The 21,893-nt window shown below is 50.2% G+C and carries 18 protein-coding genes; 9 read left to right on the top strand and 9 right to left on the bottom strand.

The window, feature by feature from the left end:
* The first annotated feature begins 1 nt into the window (after position 1).
* From ABEB26_RS02550 to ABEB26_RS02540, 3 genes are all read left to right on the top strand, one after another.
* Positions 2 to 310 carry a YbaB/EbfC family nucleoid-associated protein gene (locus ABEB26_RS02550; protein ID WP_345720658.1) on the top strand — a complete coding sequence of 103 codons (309 nt, stop codon included), beginning with the start codon at positions 2 to 4 and terminating at the stop codon, positions 308 to 310.
* Positions 311 to 380: 70 nt separating this feature from the next.
* Positions 381 to 995, top strand: a complete 615-nt coding sequence (gene recR, locus ABEB26_RS02545; protein ID WP_345720379.1) for a recombination mediator RecR — start codon at positions 381 to 383, stop codon at positions 993 to 995.
* Between the two features lie 83 nt (positions 996 to 1,078).
* On the top strand, positions 1,079 to 1,441 hold the full coding sequence (locus tag ABEB26_RS02540) for a roadblock/LC7 domain-containing protein (RefSeq protein WP_345720377.1): 363 nt from the start codon (positions 1,079 to 1,081) through the stop codon (positions 1,439 to 1,441).
* 61 nt (positions 1,442 to 1,502) lie between these two features.
* On the opposite strand, the gene ABEB26_RS02535 is transcribed toward ABEB26_RS02540, so the two are convergent.
* From ABEB26_RS02535 to ABEB26_RS02510, 6 genes are all read right to left on the bottom strand, one after another.
* Positions 1,503 to 2,765 (bottom strand): glycosyltransferase family 87 protein, encoded by a 1,263-nt coding sequence (locus tag ABEB26_RS02535; RefSeq protein WP_345720376.1) that lies wholly within the window; start codon positions 2,763 to 2,765, stop codon positions 1,503 to 1,505.
* A 21-nt stretch (positions 2,766 to 2,786) separates the two neighbouring features.
* A complete protein-coding gene (locus tag ABEB26_RS02530; RefSeq protein ID WP_345720375.1) occupies positions 2,787 to 5,723 on the bottom strand; it encodes a glutamine amidotransferase in 2,937 nt (978 codons plus the stop codon).
* A gap of 269 nt (positions 5,724 to 5,992) precedes the next feature.
* Positions 5,993 to 6,955 carry a ferric reductase-like transmembrane domain-containing protein gene (locus ABEB26_RS02525; RefSeq protein ID WP_345720374.1) on the bottom strand — a complete coding sequence of 321 codons (963 nt, stop codon included), beginning with the start codon at positions 6,953 to 6,955 and terminating at the stop codon, positions 5,993 to 5,995.
* 5 nt (positions 6,956 to 6,960) lie between these two features.
* Complete coding sequence (locus tag ABEB26_RS02520; RefSeq protein ID WP_345720373.1) at positions 6,961 to 7,860, bottom strand: FAD:protein FMN transferase; 900 nt, start codon at positions 7,858 to 7,860, stop codon at positions 6,961 to 6,963.
* Between the two features lie 9 nt (positions 7,861 to 7,869).
* Positions 7,870 to 8,319 carry a hypothetical protein gene (locus ABEB26_RS02515; RefSeq protein ID WP_345720372.1) on the bottom strand — a complete coding sequence of 150 codons (450 nt, stop codon included), beginning with the start codon at positions 8,317 to 8,319 and terminating at the stop codon, positions 7,870 to 7,872.
* Between the two features lie 12 nt (positions 8,320 to 8,331).
* Positions 8,332 to 9,267 carry a PepSY domain-containing protein gene (locus ABEB26_RS02510; protein WP_345720371.1) on the bottom strand — a complete coding sequence of 312 codons (936 nt, stop codon included), beginning with the start codon at positions 9,265 to 9,267 and terminating at the stop codon, positions 8,332 to 8,334.
* A gap of 150 nt (positions 9,268 to 9,417) precedes the next feature.
* Between ABEB26_RS02510 and ABEB26_RS02505 the strand changes: the two genes are divergently transcribed.
* Positions 9,418 to 10,098, top strand: coding sequence for a response regulator transcription factor (locus tag ABEB26_RS02505; RefSeq protein WP_345720370.1), 681 nt, complete (start codon positions 9,418 to 9,420; stop codon positions 10,096 to 10,098).
* Positions 10,091 to 11,359, top strand: a complete 1,269-nt coding sequence (locus ABEB26_RS02500) for a sensor histidine kinase (protein ID WP_345720368.1) — start codon at positions 10,091 to 10,093, stop codon at positions 11,357 to 11,359. The genes ABEB26_RS02505 and ABEB26_RS02500 overlap by 8 nt, the downstream gene beginning before the upstream one ends.
* 334 nt (positions 11,360 to 11,693) lie before the next feature.
* On the opposite strand, the gene ABEB26_RS02495 is transcribed toward ABEB26_RS02500, so the two are convergent.
* Both ABEB26_RS02495 and ABEB26_RS02490 read right to left on the bottom strand, forming a co-directional pair.
* Positions 11,694 to 13,334 carry a GAF domain-containing sensor histidine kinase gene (locus tag ABEB26_RS02495; RefSeq protein WP_345720367.1) on the bottom strand — a complete coding sequence of 547 codons (1,641 nt, stop codon included), beginning with the start codon at positions 13,332 to 13,334 and terminating at the stop codon, positions 11,694 to 11,696.
* A 343-nt stretch (positions 13,335 to 13,677) separates the two neighbouring features.
* Positions 13,678 to 14,085 (bottom strand): sulfite exporter TauE/SafE family protein, encoded by a 408-nt coding sequence (locus ABEB26_RS02490; protein ID WP_345720366.1) that lies wholly within the window; start codon positions 14,083 to 14,085, stop codon positions 13,678 to 13,680.
* A 77-nt stretch (positions 14,086 to 14,162) separates the two neighbouring features.
* Between ABEB26_RS02490 and rlmB the strand changes: the two genes are divergently transcribed.
* From rlmB to ABEB26_RS02470, 4 genes are all read left to right on the top strand, one after another.
* Complete coding sequence (gene rlmB / locus ABEB26_RS02485) at positions 14,163 to 14,900, top strand: 23S rRNA (guanosine(2251)-2'-O)-methyltransferase RlmB (RefSeq protein WP_345720365.1); 738 nt, start codon at positions 14,163 to 14,165, stop codon at positions 14,898 to 14,900.
* A gap of 215 nt (positions 14,901 to 15,115) precedes the next feature.
* A complete protein-coding gene (locus ABEB26_RS02480; protein ID WP_345720364.1) occupies positions 15,116 to 15,793 on the top strand; it encodes a M50 family metallopeptidase in 678 nt (225 codons plus the stop codon).
* Between the two features lie 66 nt (positions 15,794 to 15,859).
* Positions 15,860 to 17,953 (top strand): acetate--CoA ligase alpha subunit, encoded by a 2,094-nt coding sequence (gene acs, locus ABEB26_RS02475; RefSeq protein ID WP_345720362.1) that lies wholly within the window; start codon positions 15,860 to 15,862, stop codon positions 17,951 to 17,953.
* Between the two features lie 148 nt (positions 17,954 to 18,101).
* Complete coding sequence (locus tag ABEB26_RS02470) at positions 18,102 to 19,163, top strand: phosphotransacetylase family protein (RefSeq protein ID WP_345720361.1); 1,062 nt, start codon at positions 18,102 to 18,104, stop codon at positions 19,161 to 19,163.
* Between the two features lie 81 nt (positions 19,164 to 19,244).
* Here the strand turns inward: ABEB26_RS02470 and ABEB26_RS02465 are convergent, their stop codons facing one another.
* Complete coding sequence (locus ABEB26_RS02465; protein ID WP_345720360.1) at positions 19,245 to 21,560, bottom strand: hypothetical protein; 2,316 nt, start codon at positions 21,558 to 21,560, stop codon at positions 19,245 to 19,247.
* Positions 21,561 to 21,893: the final 333 nt, after the last annotated feature.

Genomic DNA, 21,893 nt, shown 5'->3' with positions numbered 1-21,893 from the left:
CATAATGGATCGCAAAATGCTCAATCAATTGCAACAAATGCAAAAGAAGTTGATGCAAGCTCAAGAAGATTTGGGCAAAACCTTGGTCGAAGGCAGCGCTGGCGGCGGCGTAATCGAAGTTAAGATGAACGGCCACCGCGAAATTCTCAGCATCGTTATCGCTCCAGAAGCGGTTGACCCCAACGAAATTGAAATGCTGCAAGACTTGCTGATGCTGGCAATTAACGATGCCTCAAAGAAGGCCGAAGAGCTTTCAAACGCCAAAATGGGGCCACTCACTGGCGGCTTGAATATTCCTGGCTTATTCTAAACGACTGTTTACCCCGACTCAGGGTGGTCGTGCGACCGCCCTGTTTTAACTTAACTGTGGAGCGTGTATTGTGGCATTTGGGTACGATACGATTACACCAGAACCAGTCGCAAAACTAATCGATGAATTTAATCGCTTGCCTGGAATTGGGCCAAAATCGGCCTCGCGCCTGGTTTTTTACCTGCTCCGCGCTAAACGTGAGCAATCTGAGCGCTTGGCCAACGCCATTATGGCCATGAAAGATAGCACGATCTTTTGTAATCGCTGCTTTAACATTACCGTCGAAGACCCTTGCCCAATTTGCACGAATGCCAATCGCAATGAGCGCCAAGTCTGTGTGGTCGAGGAGCCGCTCGATGTGGTGGCATTAGAGCGCACGGGTGAATTCAAAGGGCTGTATCATGTGCTGCACGGGGCAATCTCGCCAGTCGAAGGTATCAATCCTGAAGATTTGCGCATTCGTGAGTTGTTGGCTCGCTTGCGGGTTGAGCCAATCGAAGAAGTGATTCTCTCGACCAATCCCAATCTTGAGGGCGATGCAACGGCGGCCTATCTGGCACGCGAGATTATCCCCTTGGGCATTCGGGTAACGCGCTTGGCGCGGGGCTTGCCGATGGGCAGCGATCTCGAATATGCCGATGAAGTAACCTTGGGGCGAGCATTGCAAGGTCGTCGCGAAATGTAAGCCTGCCTTGCAGAGCGGGCGCGGTGTGGTATGATAGCTCAAACATCAGAACTCACTGCACAGTTTGTTGATAAGGAGCCACTATGGGGATGAAAGACATTTTGGCCAGCGCGATTGAAACCGTACCCGGTGTGAAATTGGCCGGAGTCGTGGGCACAGACGGGCTGGGCGTTGAAATGCTCCTCAACGATGTTGATGCAAACTTTAGCAAAGATATTGCTGAAGTGGAGCTGGGTGGCCTTGCTGCCGCCGCTGCGGGAGCCGCCTCGCGCTTAAAGGCTGGCCAGGTCCGTGATGTCGCGGTTGAGACCGATAATGCCACCTACTTGGCATCGCAAATCATCCCCGGCTACTTTGCTGTGTTGGCCGTCAATGGCGGTGGCAATCTTGGCCGCGCCCGCTTTGCGCTCAAACAATTGGTGGTTAAGCTCCAAGATACGCTGTAAACATCATAATCCTACGAGCGTTGCTTAAGCCTGCTGCTCGTAGGATTATTGTATTTAATGCTCAATCATGCAATTCGCTAGGTTGTAGAGCAATTTGTGGGCTTGGCAACAACGATTTTTGTTTGATAATCGTTTCCAACATTAGCAGCCAGAGCATCGATATCGCTGCAAATATCTCGATCACTGTCGATGTCTTGAAAATAATTAATATTATCAAGATTATAAAAAGCATTTGGAGCTTAGGCTTCTTCAAACTAGCCTGAAAGTAGATCATAAGTAAATAGATAATTGTTGGATAGATTGTAATAATATGATGAGTCCAAGAAAAAGGAGCAATCAAAAAGATGAGTGGCAGCGTTACAAAAACAATTTTCTCAAGCGCTTTGCGATCATTTTGATCAATGTATCGATAAACAACCAAGAAAGTAATAATGACTAAGGCGATACAAATGCCATAGGTCGCAGCTTTGGCGAATACTGGATAATTCATAACCTTGCTTGGATCTTGTTTGATCAAGATTTCAGCAAAAACTCCATTAACCCCTTTATTATCGAATAACGATACGTCGGTTAATCCCTCGGGATATTCACCATATCCTCCACTAGGCACAACATTCACAAGCCAATCGTTCCAGACAAAACTTGGAATAAATAACGTCGATCCAAGGGTTAGTAATATTAATAAGCTCGTTGTTGTAATTAATAATTTATATTTTTTATTAATCAAAAGAACAGGTAAAATAACAACTGGATACATTTTTAAAATAATTGCTAGCGCTAAAGCCAAACAGGCGATGGTTTGAAATGTATCTTTCAGCAGTATAAATATTAATAAAAATACTAGAACAATAACACTAACTTGACCACTATAGATATTTTCAATCAATGGGTAGGAATTATAGATGATAATCGTCAATAATAATGACTGAATTGATAGATATTTATAATTGAAAATCTTAATTAAAAGAAATATTGCTGCGATTATTGCAAGATGATTAATAATTGAATAAATAACTAGGGCATTTTTATACTCGAATAATGATAATGGATAGAATAATATAACACTTGGTGGTGGATAGAGAAATGGGAATATTTTCTTTTCAGTATTTGATTGTAGATAATTAAAATCATATGGCGAAACATGATGATTAAATAAGGCATCACTCGCCCAATAAAATGATGGGAAATCAATCGTTTTTTGCTCGCTAGTAATTTTTACGCCATATTCAAAAGTGAAATTAGCGATACTTAGCAGCGTAACAATGATTAATATCAGCTTGATCGACCACATGATTTTAGAATTCGGCGATTTAAGGCTCAGCATGGAGTTCAAGTCCTCATTAAACTATTGCCGCCGAGCACGGTTTTTAGCTGCACGTAGCCGCTCTAAGGGGTCAGTAATCTCATCAAGATTGACTGCTTTGGGTGGTGGCCCTTGGGTTGGGTTTGGTGCTGGCATACTCGGTTTGGGTGCTGGGTCAACCTTTGCAGGGATTGAAGGTGCTGCTTCTGGCTTGGGCTGGGCTACTGGCGGGGTATAATTGGCCCCAGGTTGATAGACTGGCGCATTTTTCGGGGTAATCGAGGCAGGCTCAGCCGCTGTTTGAGTTTGGCCCATTTTATTACGGGCACGCTGTTTGGCTGCTGCTAAATCGCCCATTGTTGGCGAAGGTGTGGCTTGACGACGACGCACTCCGGCCCAAGCTTGGCCTAATTGACCAAACCGCAAGCGTCGCACCGCAATATCGAGCAACAATAAAGCCAATGCGGCTAACAGCAAACTAAAGTGAATCGGTGTAGCCCGGGTCACTAAATCGAGTGAATGCTCAAAAACCTTAGTTGCATCAGTTAAAACGCGGCCTTGGCTACGTTGGGCAATCGTCGCCAGCAAATTGGGGTTGGCTTGGCCTTGGCGATATTCAGGCGAGTAGGGCACAATCACCCCTGCCGTTTCTTGAAATACCGCTTGGCCTTCGCGATTACGCCCACCTAATTGCAAAAAGTAGGTTCCCGCGCCCGGACTAGCAATTCGGCCTTGATAGATGCCAGCACTCACTTCAACCAAAGTCAAGCCCGATTGCACCCCACCATCGTTGACCACATTGCCATCAACCGTCAATCCAGTTAAGGGAGTATCATTGGCATCGCGGGCGTTTAAAATGATTTCCATCTCAGGGCCAACAAACGTTGTATTAACGCTAATCGTTTCATTGGAGATTACTGGCAGCGTCCAGCCAACAATTTGGGCCGCCAAGCGCTCGAATTGCTCCCAGCGTACTAAATTTGTACCCCATTTGCCTTTCATATCGCTCATCCAAGCAACTGAACGACCCAAGCCATATTGCCATTGGGCCAATAGCGGCGCATCTTCATCGGCCCACAAGACCATATTGGCATTTTGCTTGGGCATCGTACCGTTATAACCCAGCAGTTGTGGCCAATTGGCGGTATTCAGATCGGCCATAATCACGCTATCGCTACCAAGCAAGGGCAAGAAGGCTTTTTCGACAATATAGGGGGCCAGCGAAAGTTGGGCATCTTGCAGCACAATATCGGGCAACGATAATGCATCTTCAACCAGAAAGTGCCGCCCACCACCAGCCACCGCCACATTATTCAAAAAGCCAACATCGCCACCATTACCAATCGCAATTGTGCTGGTGGTAATGCCTAAACGCCGATGTTCATCGGTTAGGCGCACAGCATTTTCTTGTTGCTGCGAATCCGAGCCATCAGCCAGCAAAATAATGTGACGAATTGGCGCATTGCGGCCTTTGAGTACGTTGCCAGCAGCAACCAAACTATCGTGAACGTTGATCCCGCCGCCGCCAGTCACCCCACGGGCGATAATTTCGCTTTGGGCGACTTCGCGCTCTGAGCCAGCAACCGGCCCATATTGGTTTTGTACAGCGCTATCAAACGGCAAAACCGTAATTTCATCAAAATCGCGCAGCAATTGCACCACCCGCGCCGCGCCTTCAGAGGCCAAGGTTACTTTTTCGCGGCCACCAACCATTTCACCCATACTGCCCGAGATATCAAAGATCACCGCCACGCTAACTGGTGGGTATTTTTCACGATTACGCAATTGCATTTCTACGGGCAGCAATTCTTCGATTGGCGTGCTGGTGTAGCCGCCAATTCCAAAGCTATTTTCGCCGCCAAGCATCACAAAGCCGCGCCCAAGATCGCGCACAAAGGTTTGGAGGGCTTGCTGCGATTCATCGGCAATCAGGCGTTCGGGCACATTCGCCAAGACAACTGCTTCGTAATCGGCTAAATCGGCCAGGGTTGTGGGTAACCCGGTTGGGCCAACCACGCTTACCTGCAATTTGGCAGCCTCAAGCGCTGGCGCAATATTTTCGGCATCAGCAGGATCATTGGCAACGATCAGCACTTTGGGCGAACCTTGTAAATTAACCAAAGCAGTGGCTTCGTTATTTTGTTTGCGAATATCATTAGTTGGAATAATTTGCGCTGAAACTTTGTGAAACCCCTGATCGTTCAAAACCACGGTTGAGGTATATTCCAACGAGCCTTTGGGCAAGGCGAGGCTTGCTTCAGCATACAATTGACGATCAACTAAAATTCGAATGGTGGCAGCTTGGGCTTCGTTACTATCAATTTGCGCCACAATTTGTAGTTCTTGACCAACCCGCGCTTGACCAGGCATACGTAAGGCAGTGATGGCAACTTCAGCGCCGCCGATTTGAGCAATTTCAACTACATCGACCACAATCTGGCGATCGTGAGCCAACTCGAGTGCTTTGAGTGATTGACCACTATTCTCGCCACCATCGGAGAGCAAGACTACGCGTTTTTGAGTATCAGCAGGAAATAGCGCAAAACTTAAGGTCATCGCTTGCTCTAAATCAGTTCGGGCGGCAATTGGCACCGATTGAATCCGGCTAAGCGTGCGCACTTCCGAGGGCAAGCGTTCGATCAAGGCATTTTGGCCAAACACAATAATCGCCGCTTGATCATCTTTGGGCATGGTTTGCAGCGCATCAGCAATAAACTGATCTTGTAAACTACGCTGATTGGGAGTGATCGAATCTGAGGTATCAACCAAAAAAATCGTGGTGAGTTGTTGCACAGGAGAGATGATTTGTGCACCTGCCAGCGAGCCAATCAGGCTGATTAACAACAAACTGCGCAATAGCAATGAGCCGATTAAGCGGCTGCGCTGGAAACGCCGCCCGTTCATCCAGCCTAAGGCTACAACTGGGATGAGCAGCAATAAAAACCATAAATAGCTTGGCGCAACAAACGTAATCCCCATAGCAACACCTTTTAATCAAACTTCTCGATCAATCAATGTTGCTATGGTATCACGTTTGGCAAGCCTTAGCATTTTAGGCGCGGGTTCATTCAGAGTTTCTCTATTCTTGGAACATTCATTTCACTTTCAGTTCACCACCCCTCCGCCCCGCCTCAAGGCGGGGAACGCAGGGTGTTTTCATCCCCCTGCACCCCCTAAAGCACAATCGGCGGATCGAAGGGGAATATCGAAGAATCTCAAATGCTAGATGTAGGAGCAATGCATAAACTTTATGATAATACAGGTACGCTTGGCATTGGTTTATTGCGGCGGGTAATGAGGATGCGATAGATCGTCATAAATACAACGCTCGCACCTGTAGCCCAATACCACAAGCTCACTAAGGGTGTGCCGGTATCAGTGCCGCTAAAGATACCATGAGCCAAAACCATCAAAAACAGGCCAAAGCTGGCATAGTGAATTACCCGCCAAGCACTGCGGCCAATCCAGCGTTTGAGCCAAAAACTCACCGTCACCAGCGCTAAACCATATAACCCAAGCTGACCCAAGCCAACCCACAAGGGTTTGTATTGGCTACTGGCGAATGGCACAAGTAATTGTTTTAATGTGTAATTGCTATAGCCATCGCCAAGCAAAATCACCGTATGAAACAGCCCAAAGCCAATCCCCAAAATGCTAGCGTGCTGATGCAGATCGAGCATAGTCGGGCCACCATTCCACAAACGCGCAACTTTGCCTGTCAGTGAAAGCCCAAACAGCATCGAAAGCCAGACCAAGCTATAGGCTACCAAGCCACTTGAGCGCGAAAGATACCAAAAAGCTTTGGGTTGGTCACCAATCAACGAACTGCTGAGGCCAGGAATCCAGCGCGGCATAACTAAAACTGCCGCCACAATCCCAATAATCAAGGCAATCATCAAACTCATCAGGTTGGCGCTAACATCTTCAAGCATTTCTTCGGCGCTGGGAGTTGGCACATTTGGCGTAGCCTTGGCCCTTGGTGCTGGCGCAGCGACAGGCTGGGTTGTGCCCAGTGGCAAGGTTGCCATAACTGGACTTACTCCCGCTGATTCGTTTTTTTGGGCAGCATTTTGGGCGCGAATCGCCGCCAAACGCGCGGCTTTATCTTGAATCACAGGCTCGGTTGGCTCAATAGCTTGGGTTTTTTGGGCAGCATTTTGGGCACGAATCGCCGCCAAACGCGCGGCTTTATCAGGTTCTGAGGCACTCATCGGCGTTACTCCCAACGATAACTATTAAAACGTTCGCTACTATAGCTTTTGCCAGCGTGATCAAAGGCCAGTGCCGCAAAAGCAGGATGCTGATTAATCCAAGCCAAGCCAGGTTCGAGGCCCAGCAATACCACCATCTTGGCGGCAACTTCGGCTTGCACCGCGCTAGGAGCAATCACCGTGGCACTCAGCACGTCGCTGGTGCTTGGTTCGCCAGTACGCGGGTCGATTAAGTGATGTTGCCAGCGATCACCTTTGCGCCAGCGCCGATAATCAACTCCTGAGGTTGCCACCCCACCTGCTGCAAACCAGATCATGGCTTCGCACTGCTGGGTGCGTGGGTTTGGCACACCGATCGCCCAAGCCAAGCCATCTTGGCGCTGGCCTGCGGTTGCCAAATCGCCACCGACATCAACCAAGCAGGCCGCTTGAGTTGCCAATTGCTGCGCAGTTCGATCGGCGGCCCAACCCTTGGCAATGCCACCCAAATCAAGGGCGGTATCACGGGCTAGTTGCACCAAACGGCCTTGATCACGGCGTGAAATTGCCAACCATGCTTGCGGCTGATAGTGCCACGCCTGTAGTTGGTTGACCGCGTTGCTCAACAATTCAAATGAGCGATCGTATCCAGCCTGCAAAAGCGCAGGCAGCAGAGTTGGCACAACCAAGCCTTTGCTCCAAGCAGCGGCATCGAGCGCCAAACCCAGCACATCCCACAGGGTTTCGCTGACTGCTAGTGGCCGACCAGCCCGCTGATTGAGCCGCATCAATTCGCTATTTGGACGAAAACGGCTTAGTGTTTGCTCCCAAGTTTCAAACCATTCTGGCACTGCCGCCAGATCGATTGACTGATCGCTAAGCACCGCCACTTCACAACCCATTGCCCGAAAGATTAATTCGCCCATAAAACACCTTTAGCGTGATGAACGAGTGTTGCGTGATGGTGCAGCGGGAGCGGCTGGCGCTGGCACGGCGGTCGGTACGGGCGCAACTTGGCGCGGAGCGGCTGGCTGCGGCGCTGCTTGGCTCGGCACATTGCCACTGCTACCACCTGTTGCTGGCGCACTTGGTACACTCTGGTTAGGTGCGCTTGGCTGGGTGCTGCCGCCAGCACTAGCATTCGGAATTCGGATAATTCGATGACCGTTGCGGGTCAGTGGTGCAACCGTTGGCAAGCTGGGTAACTCAACTTGAGGTATTTCGGCTACCGCCACAATTGGCTCAGGTGTGGCAAGTTCGGCACTGAAATCGACCGCCTGTTGGTTAGAAAGCACTGCCCAGCCAGTGAGGGTCGCCGCGATTGCGGCAACACTCATGCTGGTATTGAGCATCAAACTGCTACGCCGTTTTGGTAAATTGCTCATCGGCTTATTTCCTTAGTTATCATCATCTTTTTTATCATCATCGTCTTTTTTATCGTCGTCCTTGTGGTCGTCACCACCACCATGATCATCATTGGAATCATCATTGCTGTCGTCGCTACCGCCGCTATCATCGCTACCGCCGGACTCAATTTTGGCATAGACCACACTGCCGCTGTAGGCATCGACATAGACGCGACTATCATTGGTAAAGCGCACTTCATAGACCAATGCGCCATGTTCTTCTTCCAACTCGACCTTGACGACCGTGCCGCCACCAAGGTAGGCCACCGCCGCACTTGCAGCAACATCGGGCGAAATCGTGCTTGGCGCTGGTGCGTTGGTTGGCGCAGGCGCTTGAGTTGGCGGTGCAACCGCCGTATTGGCCAAAACCGCGCCAGTATTCGCATCGATATAAACCAAGCCGCGATCCAGTCGGGCTTCGTAGGCAGGAGTACCAGCATAATTAACTAACTCTGGTGTGGTCAACAAACTGGCTCCAGGGGCAGCAGCCAAAGCCAATTGTCCAGCTTGATCGGGCGAAATAGCATATTGCGGCGCATTTGAGCGTTCGACCGGAGCCTGGGTTGGCTGAGCCGGAGCTTGCGAAACAGGTTGGGCGGCTGGCACTTGTGCAACTGGTTGTTGCGCCGGAGCAGGCTCGCGCACCACAATTGGCTCTTGCAAACGGGCATTGGCCTCGTCGATCGTGCGGTTGGCTTCTTCAATTCGTTGGCTGGCTTCCAATAATTGTTGTTGATAGGCTTGATCATTGGCCGTCGCAGTGGCCTGCACATCACTATCGCTGAGCATATTTGGTACAGTGTTATCCATATCTGCGGCCAATTCAATTGGGCTCGGCTGCGCCAACGAACGAACTACGCCAACCACAATCGCCAAAACAAAGGTTGTGAGTACGGCGGCAAGTAAAAGTGCAAACTTGGGTTTCATCAGAGCCTCCTGTTTGAATAACTGACCCAAGCATAGCAACAGATTCTTGGAATATTCTTGACGAAGCCTGTGAATTTTCCAAGAATCTTCCAAGAATTAATTATTAGACTAAACTGGCTGCATCAACCAAGATTATGCGAAGGAACCAGCATGCGGGTGTTGTTAATTGAAGATGATCGCAAATTAGCCCGTTTGATCGAGCGAGCATTGCGCGACGAGCATCATCAGGTCGATCTGGCCTACGAGGGCGATAGTGGCTTGGATATGGCGCTGCATGGCATGTACGATGTAGCGGTGATCGATTGGATGTTGCCTGAGCGCGATGGCCCCAGCATTTGTCGGGCAATTCGCGCCGCCAAACTCACCACTAGTTTGCTTTTATTGACGGCTCGTAGCCAAATCGAAGATCGAGTTACGGGCTTGGATAGCGGAGCCGATGATTATTTGAGCAAGCCGTTTGCCTTTGAGGAATTATTGGCACGAGTACGAGCCTTGGGGCGGCGCTTCAACAGCAATCTGAGCAGCGAAGAATTACGCTCAGGCGAGATTGTGCTTGATCTGCGTGCTCATACTGCGCGGCGAGCCAATCAGCAGCTCGATTTAACCGCCACCGAATGGAATTTGCTTGAATGTTTGATTCGCAATAGCAACCAAGCTCTGAGCCGCCAACAATTGCTCGATTATGTTTGGTCGTATGAGCGTGATGTGCAGCCTTCGATGGTCGATGTCTATATTTCGTATCTGCGGCGCAAACTTGAACAACCAGCCAAACGCGACCCCATCCAAACCGTGCGCGGGGTTGGCTATCGTTGGGTGAGCGACTATGCTTAATCGATTACGCTGGCGATTAACCTTAATTTATGCTTGCACCGCCTTGCTTTTGCTAGCAGCGGTTGGTGGCAGTGTCTATTGGATGACTGTGCGTTATTTTCGCTTTGCTACCGAACGGGCCTTGCTCGAACGTATGACCTTGGAGTTTGAGCAATTGGCAGCGCCCTTGCCACCCGCCTTGCAAGCCTATCGCCCACAGCAATTGCCCGATGAACGGCCAGTTGATAATGGAACATTGGCTAGCACCTTCGTTTTTACCATCGACCAAAACGGCCAAGTCTTCAACCCAAATCCGTGGAATCCGCCAATTCAGCCTGATCAAGCAGCGATTGAGGCGGCCAAGGCTGGCAAACTTGATTTACGCACGATCAACTTGGCTGATGGGACCCAAGTCGCTTTGTTGACCGAGAAATTAACGCGGAGCGATGGCCCTGCTTTTTTACAGGTTGGACGAGTGCTCAACGAGCAAGAAGCGGCGTTAAGCACGTTGTTAAAAGGCTTGGTTGCCTTATGGGCTGGCAGCGTGGTAGTTTTGGGCTGGTTTGGTTGGTGGTTGGCAGGGCGATCATTGCGGCCAGCCCAACAAGCTTGGGAGCGCCAACAAGCCTTTATCGCCAATGCCAGCCATGAATTGCGTGCCCCGCTGACCTTGATGCGAGCCAGCAGCGAAATTGCCCTGCGCGAATCGACTGACCCTGCTGAGCAACAAGAATTGCTTGAAGATATTTTGGCCGAAACCTATCACATGGCGCGTTTGGTCGAAGATTTGCTGTTGCTCTCACGGCTTGATGCTGCCAAAACCCATCTCCAGCGTGAAACTATCGATCTGGCCGAGTTATGCCAGGATGTGGCCAAAGATGCTGGGCGCTTGGCTCAAGATGCTGGGGTGGAGATACGTGTGGCCCATGCTGAGGGCCAGATCAAGGCTGATCGCACCCGCTTGCGCCAAGTTTTGTTAATTTTGCTCGATAATGCAATTGCCCATACGCCGCGTGGTGGGAGCGTGGTTATTCATGCTGAACGCAAGCAGGCTAGCTATCAAATTAGCGTAATCGATACTGGCAATGGCATTGAGCCGAAACATCTCAAGCATATTTTCGAGCGTTTTTATCGCGTTGATAGCGCTCGGATTGCTGGCGGACGGGGCAATGGGCTTGGTTTATCAATTGCCCAAGCACTAATTCAAGCCCACAATGGCACAATTGAGACCCAGAGCCAGGTGGGCACTGGCACGACGATGATGATTACATTACCAAAATAATCCATCGCTGCTACCAAGCAAATGGCTTTAGCAGATTCCGCTATAAGCCAATGATCCCATAGTTCATCGATAGATGGATAACTACCAACAATTGCCATGCCCTCACCCCCTGACCCCCTCTCCCGCACGCGAGGCGAGGGGAAACAGCTCAGCATGACGTATGGAATGCCCCTCGCCCACCGCAGTGGGAGAGGGGTTGGGGTGAGGGAACGGAGATCATTATTAAAAACCTACCCCCGTAAGGGTTTTCATCCCTCTGCGTTTCCCTCCGGCGAAGGGATGGAAGGATGGTGATCGTCAATCGATCTTGGAAATCTAGGATTGAACGATAGTCTTACTCATCCATTTCTTCAACCAACATGGGCACTCGAATGATAATCTGCGTACCTTCGCCTGCCGATGAACGAATCTCGCAGGAGCCGCCCGCCAGGGTTGCCCGTTCGCCCATATTCAACAACCCAAACGAGCCACGTTCCTCATACGAAGTCGTGATGCTCTTGAGATCGAAGCCAATGCCACTATCACGCACAACCGCCGTCAACATATGGCGCTCATGATCTTGAAAAAGCTCAATCCAGACCATCGAGGCTTTGGCATGTTTGCGAGCATTATTGACCGCTTCTTGGATAATCATAAAGGTGGCGGCGGCAGTTTGCGGGGCCAAACGACCAAGGAAATTGCCAGGCGTAAAACGCACTTGCATCCCCGATGGATCACGGAATTTGCTGGCGTATTCGTGCAAGGTTGCTACCAAGCCTTGAGTTTCGAGGCCCAACGGACGTAGCTCAAACAGCAGAGTCCGTAATTCTTGGTAGGTTTTTTTGACCAAGGCCGCTAATGAATTAAGCTCATCTTCGACGCGCTCGGGCATGGCCTGCATTAATTTTTTGATAAACTCGATGTTCATGGCAATTGCCGCGACCGATTGCGTTGGCCCATCGTGCAGATCGCGATTGATTTGATGGCGCACTTCTTCTTCTTTACGAATCAAGCGATCACGTTCTTCTTTGAGTTTGGTATAAAGATTGGCATTTTCAATCGAGATCGCCGCTTGGTTGGCGAGCATCGAGAGCGTGCGCAAATCGTGCTCGGTAAACGGGCCATTACGCTTATTGACCGCCTGAATTACGCCGACCGTTCGCTCGCGTGAACGCACTGGCACGGTCAGAATATTACGGGTTTGATGCGAAATATCGCTATCAACTTGGCGATAGAAGCGGGCATCATTTTGCGGATCATCAACGATCAAGCCTTGACCATGGGTTACAACCCAGCCAGCGAAGCCTTGATCCATTGGCATGCGATAGGAGCGCAATTCTTGGCTGTTGTTCGAAGGTGTTTCAAAATACAGCTCTTTATGCACTTCATCGACTAACAGCAACGAAGCACTTTCGCTATCGACAATTTGGGTCACTTTTTCAATAATCGTGCGCAAGAGGCTACGCAAATCAATATCGCTGGCAATCGACTGGCTCACTTGATAGAGCAAATTCATCTCATCAAGCTCGCTGCGCGTCGTGTTGAGCAAGGCGACGCGATCGGCGGCTCCACCAGCCACACCCACCAAAAGCAAGGCCAATTCACCCTCGTTCTCTGGGGATACGCGGTCGGCGGAAACAATGAGGTGCAACAGGCCAACCTCATCATCACCAGAACGCAAGGTTAATTCCACCAAGGCTAGCTCATCGTTAATCCCATAGACCCCTAAATCCTGCTCGCCGCCAGTTGTGCGCTCAAATACCGAGCGAGCTTGCTCGATCATTTCGTGACCATCGGCGGGCAATTCGCCATGCTCCAGCGAAAACGGCGCATTCAATGGGTCGATATAGAGCAATGCCCCTGCTTGGGCCGGCCAAAACTCTATTAAACGTTGTAAAAACGAATCAAGCAGATCTTGCGGGTTTTGGTAGGCGGTTGCCGTGAGCAACTGACTGAATGTTTGCCAGCGTTGAGCATCGAGAGTTATAGATGGCATTACCGAGCCTCCTTGCAGTATCAACTCAATCTACCCTAGCCATGCAACAGCGTCAAGCCTTGATCATAGTTAAACGTTCTCGCTAAAACCACTATTTTAGATCCTTCGTGATCCGACTACATGCTACCGATTGCCCTTTAGGGGGTGCAGGGAGATGAAAACCTCCTGCGTTTCCCTCCGGCGGAGGGACGGAAGGGTCGCGAAGTAAAGATATCTACTAGCTGAATCGAGAACGAATAAACTTCAATACTTAATGTGTATTAGCAAAGTTGTGCAACGATGGCTCAATCAACTAATCGTCATGTTGGTTAATGGCGGATGCTTGCCAATTATCTAACAGCAGTTATTTCATAAACAAATAGCGAGCACCGATGATAAACAGAAATGCCCCATAAAGCTTTTTCATGGTCGCCGATGAAATTGGCGCAGCAATTTTGGCTCCGAAATAGGTTCCTACTAGCAAGCCAAGGGCAATAATGATCGACGCACGCCAATCTAAATTGCCCTCTTTATAGTAAACAAACGCGCCGAGCAAACCAACTGGCAAAATTTGTGCGCCAATCGATGTGCCTGTCGCAAATTTCTGATCAAGCGCCAGCAATAGCACCATGGCTGGCACCATAATCGCCCCGCCACCAATCCCAAACATGCCGCCAGCCACTCCAGCGACTAACCCAATCAGAAGAAGATTGATAATCATGCCAACGCTTAGTGTAATCACGCGCTTTTGCTCCTTCGGTTGCTGATCCATGTCATTCCTCCATTGACAGCTTGCCGCTATAATAGCGCAAACTGGCCAATAACTTAGCACCGAATAGGATTCACACCTTGGAATTATTATATGGACGAAATGCGGTTTTAGAGGCGTTACGCGCAAATCGGCGCAAATTGGGTCGCTTGCTAATTGCCGATGGCATCAAAGAGGGCGAATCGATGCAGGCGATCAATACAATTGCCCGCGAACGCCGAATTCAAGTTGCCAAAGTTCAGCGTGGCGAGCTTGATAAACGCACGGCTGGCGCAAATCATCAGGGGATTGCGCTCGAATGCGGCGAATACCCCTATGTTGAAGTTGACGACATTATTGAGCTAGCCCGTGAGCGTGGTGAGCAACCGCTAATCTTGATTTTCGACCATTTGCAAGATCCACAAAATATTGGCACGCTGATGCGCACTGCTGAAATTGTAGGTGCGCATGGGATTATCTTCCCTGATCGGCGCTCAGCCAGCATTACGCCAGCGGTGATTAATGCTTCAGCCGGGGCAGTTGAGCATTTGTATGTGGCCCAAATTACCAACATTGCCCAAACCATCAAACACCTGCAAGAGTACAATATTTGGGTGGCGGGCGTTGAAGATGATGAGCGGGCAGTCGATTTTGATAAGGCCAATTTGCGTGGAGCCTTAGCCTTGGTGATTGGCGCGGAAGGCCCAGGCTTGGCTCGCTTAACCCGCGAACGCTGCGATTTGTTGGTGCGATTGCCGATGCGTGGCAAGGTTGCTTCACTCAACGCCGCCACTGCTGGCTCGATCATTTTGTATCATGCTTGGCGAGTGAGGGTCTAGAGGCTAGGGATCAGGGGCTAGGGGTCAGGGGCTAGGGATTTATTAGAGTACAGAACATAGAGCCTAGAGCATAAATTCTTTGTGTTTGTCGCTGGTTCCACCTTTCATGCTCTTTGTAGATCAAACACTGACCCCTCATCCCTGAATCCTGACCCCTTCGTGCTCTTCGTGTCCTTCGTGGATCAATCGCTATACTACGCCCGTGGAGAAACACCATGCTACGCAACAACGAACTATGGATCGCGATTGCCATCGCGGTAACCTCAACGATCATCGCGCGGTTGCCAGTGCTGCATTGGCTGGTTTATCCGTTTGAGCTATTCAATACCTTTGTGCACGAGCTTGGTCATGGCTTTGCCTCGCTGTTGACTGGCGGCAAACTCGATCGGCTAGAAGTTTATTCAAATGGCGAGGGCGTGGCCTGGACAGCGGGCGGCATTCGCTGGATTGTGTCCAGTGCTGGTTATTTGAGCAGCGCCTTGGTTGGCGGCGCATTATTAATTCTTTCAGCACGTGGGATTAGCGCCGATCGGGTTACATTAATTATTGGAATTGCATTGTTTGTGCTGTGTGGCTTGTTTGTGCGCAATATTTTTGGAATTATTGTTGGTATTTTGCTGGCCGGAGCCTTTATTGCCGCTAGTTATAAATTGGCGCTGCACTGGAACGAATGGCTGCTATTGGTCTTGGGCGTACAAACCATCTTAAATGCTCTCGATAGTTTATGGGATTTGCTGCGACTTTCATCTTACCGCCGTCATGTCACCAGCGATGCCCTGATTATGCAACAAGCAACCGGAGTTCCAGCTATTTTATGGGCCTTGCTCTGGAGTGGCATCGCCCTCTTGATTTTATGGCAGGCCATTCGATTTGCCTACTTCCGTGACATTTAGCCCATTCAAGCGCCGCCAGATGTGATATGCTCTAGGGGTGATCGAAGTAACCCGGAGGCAATCGCTATGCTGGAGGAGATTTTCGCTCCGCAATCGGTGGCCGTGGTGGGAGCATCTCCCGATCCATCACGTCTTGGTCACCGTGTCCTCAAAAATGTAATCGACAATGGCTATAAAGGGCGAATCTATCCGATTCATCCTACTGCCAGTGCAGTTTTAGGCCAAACGGCCTACCCGTCGGTCGCTGCTGTTCCCAATGATGTTGAATTGGCAGTTTTGGTTATTCCACCGCAGCATGTCTTAAATGTGGTCGAAGAATGCGGTCAAAAAGGTGTGCGCGGTTTAGTCGTGATCACCGCAGGTTTCAAGGAAGTCGGCGGTGAAGGGGTTAAACTTGAACACCAATTGGTAGAGATTGTGCAACGCTACGGCATGCGCATGGTCGGCCCCAATTGTCTTGGTGTGATTGATACCGTTAGCGATTTGAATGCTTCGTTTGCAGCATTAATGCCCGCTGATGGTGAAATTGCCTTTATGTCACAATCGGGTGCGGTTTGTACCGCCATCCTCGATTGGAGCAAAGAGGCCAATATTGGCTTTTCGCGCTTCGTCAGCCTTGGCAATAAATCCGATGTTGATGAAGTGGCATTGTTGCAGGCTTGGGGCAACGACCCCCAGAATAAAGTAATTTTGGCCTATTTGGAAGGCATTTCCGATGGCCCCGGCTTTATTCAGGCCGCCCGCGAAGTGACCAAACGCACCCCAGTTATCGCGATTAAAAGCGGTACGACGGCAGCAGGCACACGGGCAATTTCCTCGCATACCGGCTCATTGGCGGGCAGCGAAAGCGCCTACGAATCGGCATTTGGCCAAAGCGGAATCATTCGTGCTCGCACAATGGAGCAATTGTTTGATTTTGCCTTGGTGTTTGCCTACCAACCCTTGCTGACTGGCTCACGGATTGCAATTGTCACCAATGCTGGTGGGCCTGGGATTATTGCGACCGACGCGATTGAACGGGCTGGTTTGCAAATGGCCGAATTTACCCCCGCAACCATCAGCCATTTACAAGCCAATTTACCAGCCACCGCCAATGTCTACAATCCAATCGACGTAATCGGCGATGCTAAAGCTGATCGCTATCGCATTGGGATTCAGGCGGCCTTGACCGACCCAAATGTTGATGCGGTGTTGGTGCTGTTTACGCCGCAAGCTGGCAGCGAAGCCGAAGCCACAGTTGAAGCGATGGCCGAGCTTTCAGCCAATCAGAGCAAACCGATTGTCGCCAGTTTTATGGGCGCATATAGCATCAAGCCAGCGCTCAAACTGCTCAATCAATATAAAATCCCCAACTACGAATTCCCTGAACGAGCGGTATCGGCCTTGGAAGCCATGTGGCAACATCGCCGCTGGCGCGAACAACCAGCCATGACCTACGCTCGTTTTGATGTTGATAAAGAGCATGTCCGCGAATTGTTTGCTCAAGTGCGCGAGGCCGGAAGAGTTGAGCTTGGCGAAATCGAAGCGCGTGAAGTGATGGCGGCTTATGGCATGCGCTTGCCCGATAGTCGGCTTTCGCGTTCGCCCGAAGAAGCTGCCGAAATTGCCAAGGAAATTGGTTTTCCAGTGGTGATGAAAATTAGTTCGCCCGATATTCTGCACAAAAGCGATATTGGCGGGGTACGTGTGGGGATTGCCGACCCGCAAGCTGCCAGCGATAGCTACGAATTAATTGCCTATCGTGCCCGTAAATTCAGTCCGAACGCCCGCATTTGGGGGGTTTTAGTGCAGGAAATGGCGCGTAAAGGCCGCGAAGTGCTGGTTGGGGTCAGCCGTGATCCGCAATTTGGGGCGCTGATTGGCGTGGGCATGGGTGGCATTTATGTTGAAGTGCTCAAAGATGTGGTATTTCGACTTGCGCCATTGAGCCGCGAAGAAGTGCGCGAACAGCTACGGGCAATTCGTTCGTTTCCACTATTGCAGGGCGTGCGTGGCGAGCAAACCGCTGATTTAGAAGCGGTTGAAGATATTGTGCTGCGCGTCAGCCAACTGGTTAGCGACTTCCCCGAAATCGTCGAAATGGATATTAATCCGTTGGTTGTCTACAACCGTGGCGAAGGCGTAATCGTGCTCGATGCCCGCATTATTCTGCAAGGATAGATTGAAAGGATGAAGGATGAGGGATGAAGGATGAAGCGTGAATAATTGGGCATGGATGGATTATTTGAGCCTTATTAAGTTCTTGATGATCCAGCCTATTTTCATCCCTCATCCTTCATCCTTCATCCTTTGATAAAGGAGTTTCGCTATGGCAACGCTGTATGTTGCATCAACAGAATCATATGTTGGCAAGAGTGCAGTTTGTGCTGCCTTGTTGCGCCAACTCAAGGATCGCAAGATCGATGCTGGCTACATGAAGCCAGTCAGTGTTTCGGTCACCCACACGCCTGAAGGCGCTTTCGATGAAGATGCTGCCTTTATTCGCGAGAGCTTCGGCCTGAGCGAGCCATTGGAGCAAATCGCGCCAGTGCTGTTGCGCCGCACCACGATCGAAAGCATTTTGCGCGGCGAGCAGCACGATTGGGCTGGGGCGGTGCAACAAGCGTTCCAAGCAATCAGCAGCCAACATCAAGTGACGATCGTTGAAGGCACGAATAGTTGGGCTGAAGGCTCGTTGGTTGAGTTGAGCGCCGATCGGGTGGCCGATTTGATCGATGCGCCGATGGTCTTGGTTTCACGCTATCGCACGACGCTCACGGTCGATGCAATTTTGTCGGTGCAACGCTTCGTCGGCAAACGGCTCAAGGGCGTAATTCTTAACCAAATCGAAGAAACCCGCCTCGACTTTGTGCAATCGCATGTTGTGCCGTTCCTTGAGCAGCATGGCATCGCGGTTTTGGGCTTATTGCCGCAAGATAGTGCGCTATCAGGCATTCCAGTTGAAGATTTGGTGGCTGAGCTTGGTGGCAATGTGATTGGAGCCGATTTTGGCAAAGGCAAAATCATCGAATCGCTGATGATTGGGGCGATGGGAGCCGAAGCGGGCTTATCGCACTTTCGCCGTCGCGCCAACAAAGCCGTAATCACCGGTGGCGACCGCACCGATTTGCAACTGGCGGCCTTGGAAACCTCAACCAACGCCTTGGTATTGACAGGCAACTTCCGCCCACAACAATCGGTGATTGATCGCGCCGAACAACGCAACGTGCCGATCATCACAATTGCTGATGACACCTTGACCGCAGTTGAGCGAATTGAAAATATGTTTGGGCATATTCGCTTGCATGAACGTACCAAACTCGAACGCTTCACCAAACTCATGGCCGAGCGCTGCGATTGGTCGCGCTTGGATGCGATTTTGGGCTTGTAAGTCGGTTTAAGCAGCAAAATCCCCGTGTTCAACGATAGAACACGGGGATTTTTAGTTTAGCCTTGAAGCGAAGAATTAAGTTTAGCGGTAGCGCCATTGTTCGTAGTGTTGGCCAACATTGCCCATCTCGACTTGCCAATCGGCGGGATTGCTAGGAGTGTAGGTCAGCACGCGGCGCTCGAAGGCCTGCACCAGCACAGTTTGCTCAACGCCGCCAACATAGACTTTGGCCCAATAGGCTTCGCTGATTGGGTAGCCCAAAGCAAAAACCCAATCCATCACTTGGCCGTTTTGGGTGCGCCCATTTTGGTTGATCAAGCCTTGGCGATTGACAAAATCCCAGAAGGCGCTGGGGATGTTATGGCCTGTTTGCGGAACATAATGCACCAATTTGGCTGCGTCACTTACACCGCCAGCATAAGCGCTCACTTTGCCACTGCGGGCTAATTGCTGATCGGCGAATTGGCCAGTGCGATCGCTAGTTGCGCCCAACAAATTACTAAAACTGGCGTAGGTTGGAGCCGAAGCAGCGCCTAAATCGCCAGCAATATTAATTTGGGCCGGACTGCGCTGCACATAATTGCTATCGCCAATTTGAATCTGTCCCTGAATCAATTCCTTAGCCAGCAAGCCGTTGGTCACAAACCATTGGCTTTGGCGGTCGGCCTCGAAATCGCTAATTTCCATGCGCGATTTATCGAAATATTGGACTTGGCGCAAACCACCAGGCGCTTGATCATAAACTTCAGCGCGTGCTTGACCGCTGCTTGGCCCCCATAACCACGAACGCACTGCTTGGCCACTCGCCACCGGAGCATCGGCATAAGCCCAAACCTTGTTAAAGGCTGGGTCGGCAAATTTGCCATTGCTGCGCGTATCGAAGTTGGGCAATTTGTTGCTCGATGAATTTGTTGGCGTTGGATAGGCCGAGGTTGGCGTGCGGGTCGCCGTGCCAGTCGCGGTTGCCGTGCGATCAGGATCGCTGGTTGGCGTAACATCATCCTCGAAAGTTGGCGTAATATCATCTTCGAAGGTAGCAGTCGGCTGCATGGTCGGTTCGCCTTGATTGGCGTTGGTCTTGATTTGGAAGGTCAAGGTGTAATCGATAAACTGATTGCCAACATCGCCAACATTTTTAACTTGCACAAAATAGAAACCATCGACAAATGGCGCAAAATCGATCCGCGAATCTAAGCCTGATTCATAATCATCGTTGAAATCGATAATCGTTGTGCCGTCGCGATCAGCCAACACCATCACCGTATCAGCACCAACGCTAAGTTCCGAGGTGAAGATCGAATATTCTTTGCCAGCCTTGCCGAAGAATTTGACCCAATCGGCATCGCCACGTGGGCACAACCGATGGTCGGGATGGACTTCGCCAACCACAATCAACGGTGCAATTTCAGGCAAGCCATCTGGCTCATACAAATCTTTACAAATTTCGGGGATGAGCGTTGGCGTGGGGCCGTAACTTTCGCTATTCAACACCACCGTATAGAGCGCATCAATAAAGCCGCGCCCAGCGGAATCGCGCACCTTGACGTAGTATTGGCCGTTGGCAGGCGCACGCCACGATTGAATCCGTGGCTTGATATCGCTGGGGTCGTTATTGCGTGGAAAATCGTCGTTAAAGGCCAGTTGATTGCCATTGCTATCGTAGAGCGTCAACGAAAGATCCAGCCCATCGACCATTTGCGAAACATCGATTGTATAGACTTTGCCCTCTAAACCGCCAAATAAGAGCCAATCTTCGTCGCCAACTGGACAAATCGCGTGCACTTGCGGCACATCGACTTCGATTCGGCGGGCTTGGCTACGGGTGTTATTTGGCTCAAATTTATCGTTGAGTGTACCGCCATTGCCATCGCAAATCCGCCCAGGCGTACCAGTGTTAGTCGCAGTTGGGGCAGTTGCTGTTGGTGTATTGGTACGGGTTGGCGTTGCAGTCGGAGCTACTACTCTAATTTGAATATCAATAAGCCGTGTTAATGAGGTTACCCCAGATGTATCCGCAACCCTTAATCTTAAGGCATAGGTTTGTAATGCAACTGCTGGGCCAATAGTAATATTTGCAATAACGGTTACTGAAGCTCCTGCTGGAACATCATTAATATCAGCAGGATCAACAGCAGTAATTCCTGCTGTTGTTGGATCAAATCTAAACCGGAAATCTAAAACCTCAGAGTTAGTAGAGTTATTATAAGTTTGAAAAGTGAGCTGAATAGTTGATCCAGGAGTAGTAGTTACATCAAAAAAACTAGGATCAACAAAAAAATTAGGCACATTCGGGGCTTGCGGCTGGACTTGGGGTGGCGTTACAGGCCGCGCCCATACACCGAGCGGGGTTAACAAGCCAGCTAGCACCACGAAAATCAATAAACGCGCACGTTTCATAGGCAACTTCTCCGCTTCAAGGCTGGTTAATTGACGAATGGGTTAAAAAGAGCAGCATTGCTATTCTAGCCCATTATAACGTCAAATATTGATTTTGGGGCAAGTTAATGATAATTGATTCAATTACTAGACACTCATCGATCACCACCCTTCCGTCCCGCCTCAAGGCGGGAGACGCAGGGTGTTTTCATCCCCCTGCACCCCCTAAAGTACAATCAGGGAACGACATCCATCCACCGATGAACTACAGATTATGTGTTCGACGCGAAAACCGACCGTTACAAGCTACCCCCGTTCTCGCCCAGCGAGGCGAGGGATCGGGTTGAGGGCACA

The sequence above is a fragment of the Herpetosiphon gulosus genome (assembly GCF_039545135.1).
Classification (GTDB): domain Bacteria; phylum Chloroflexota; class Chloroflexia; order Chloroflexales; family Herpetosiphonaceae; genus Herpetosiphon; species Herpetosiphon gulosus.
This window is presented reverse-complemented; position numbering and strand designations above follow the sequence as displayed.

Excerpts from the sequence above, each read along its gene's own strand:
- ABEB26_RS02540 (WP_345720377.1), top strand. The coding sequence starts at position 1,079 with ATGGGGATGAAAGACATTTTGGCCAGCGCGATTGAAACCGTACCCGGT.
- ABEB26_RS02535 (WP_345720376.1), bottom strand. The coding sequence starts at position 2,765 with ATGCTGAGCCTTAAATCGCCGAATTCTAAAATCATGTGGTCGATCAAG.
- ABEB26_RS02530 (WP_345720375.1), bottom strand. The coding sequence starts at position 5,723 with ATGGGGATTACGTTTGTTGCGCCAAGCTATTTATGGTTTTTATTGCTG.
- ABEB26_RS02525 (WP_345720374.1), bottom strand. The coding sequence starts at position 6,955 with ATGAGTGCCTCAGAACCTGATAAAGCCGCGCGTTTGGCGGCGATTCGT.
- ABEB26_RS02520 (WP_345720373.1), bottom strand. The coding sequence starts at position 7,860 with ATGGGCGAATTAATCTTTCGGGCAATGGGTTGTGAAGTGGCGGTGCTT.
- ABEB26_RS02515 (WP_345720372.1), bottom strand. The coding sequence starts at position 8,319 with ATGAGCAATTTACCAAAACGGCGTAGCAGTTTGATGCTCAATACCAGC.
- ABEB26_RS02510 (WP_345720371.1), bottom strand. The coding sequence starts at position 9,267 with ATGAAACCCAAGTTTGCACTTTTACTTGCCGCCGTACTCACAACCTTT.
- ABEB26_RS02505 (WP_345720370.1), top strand. The coding sequence starts at position 9,418 with ATGCGGGTGTTGTTAATTGAAGATGATCGCAAATTAGCCCGTTTGATC.
- ABEB26_RS02500 (WP_345720368.1), top strand. The coding sequence starts at position 10,091 with ATGCTTAATCGATTACGCTGGCGATTAACCTTAATTTATGCTTGCACC.
- ABEB26_RS02495 (WP_345720367.1), bottom strand. The coding sequence starts at position 13,334 with ATGCCATCTATAACTCTCGATGCTCAACGCTGGCAAACATTCAGTCAG.
- ABEB26_RS02490 (WP_345720366.1), bottom strand. The coding sequence starts at position 14,085 with ATGGATCAGCAACCGAAGGAGCAAAAGCGCGTGATTACACTAAGCGTT.
- ABEB26_RS02480 (WP_345720364.1), top strand. The coding sequence starts at position 15,116 with ATGCTACGCAACAACGAACTATGGATCGCGATTGCCATCGCGGTAACC.
- acs (WP_345720362.1), top strand. The coding sequence starts at position 15,860 with ATGCTGGAGGAGATTTTCGCTCCGCAATCGGTGGCCGTGGTGGGAGCA.
- ABEB26_RS02470 (WP_345720361.1), top strand. The coding sequence starts at position 18,102 with ATGGCAACGCTGTATGTTGCATCAACAGAATCATATGTTGGCAAGAGT.
- ABEB26_RS02465 (WP_345720360.1), bottom strand. The coding sequence starts at position 21,560 with ATGAAACGTGCGCGTTTATTGATTTTCGTGGTGCTAGCTGGCTTGTTA.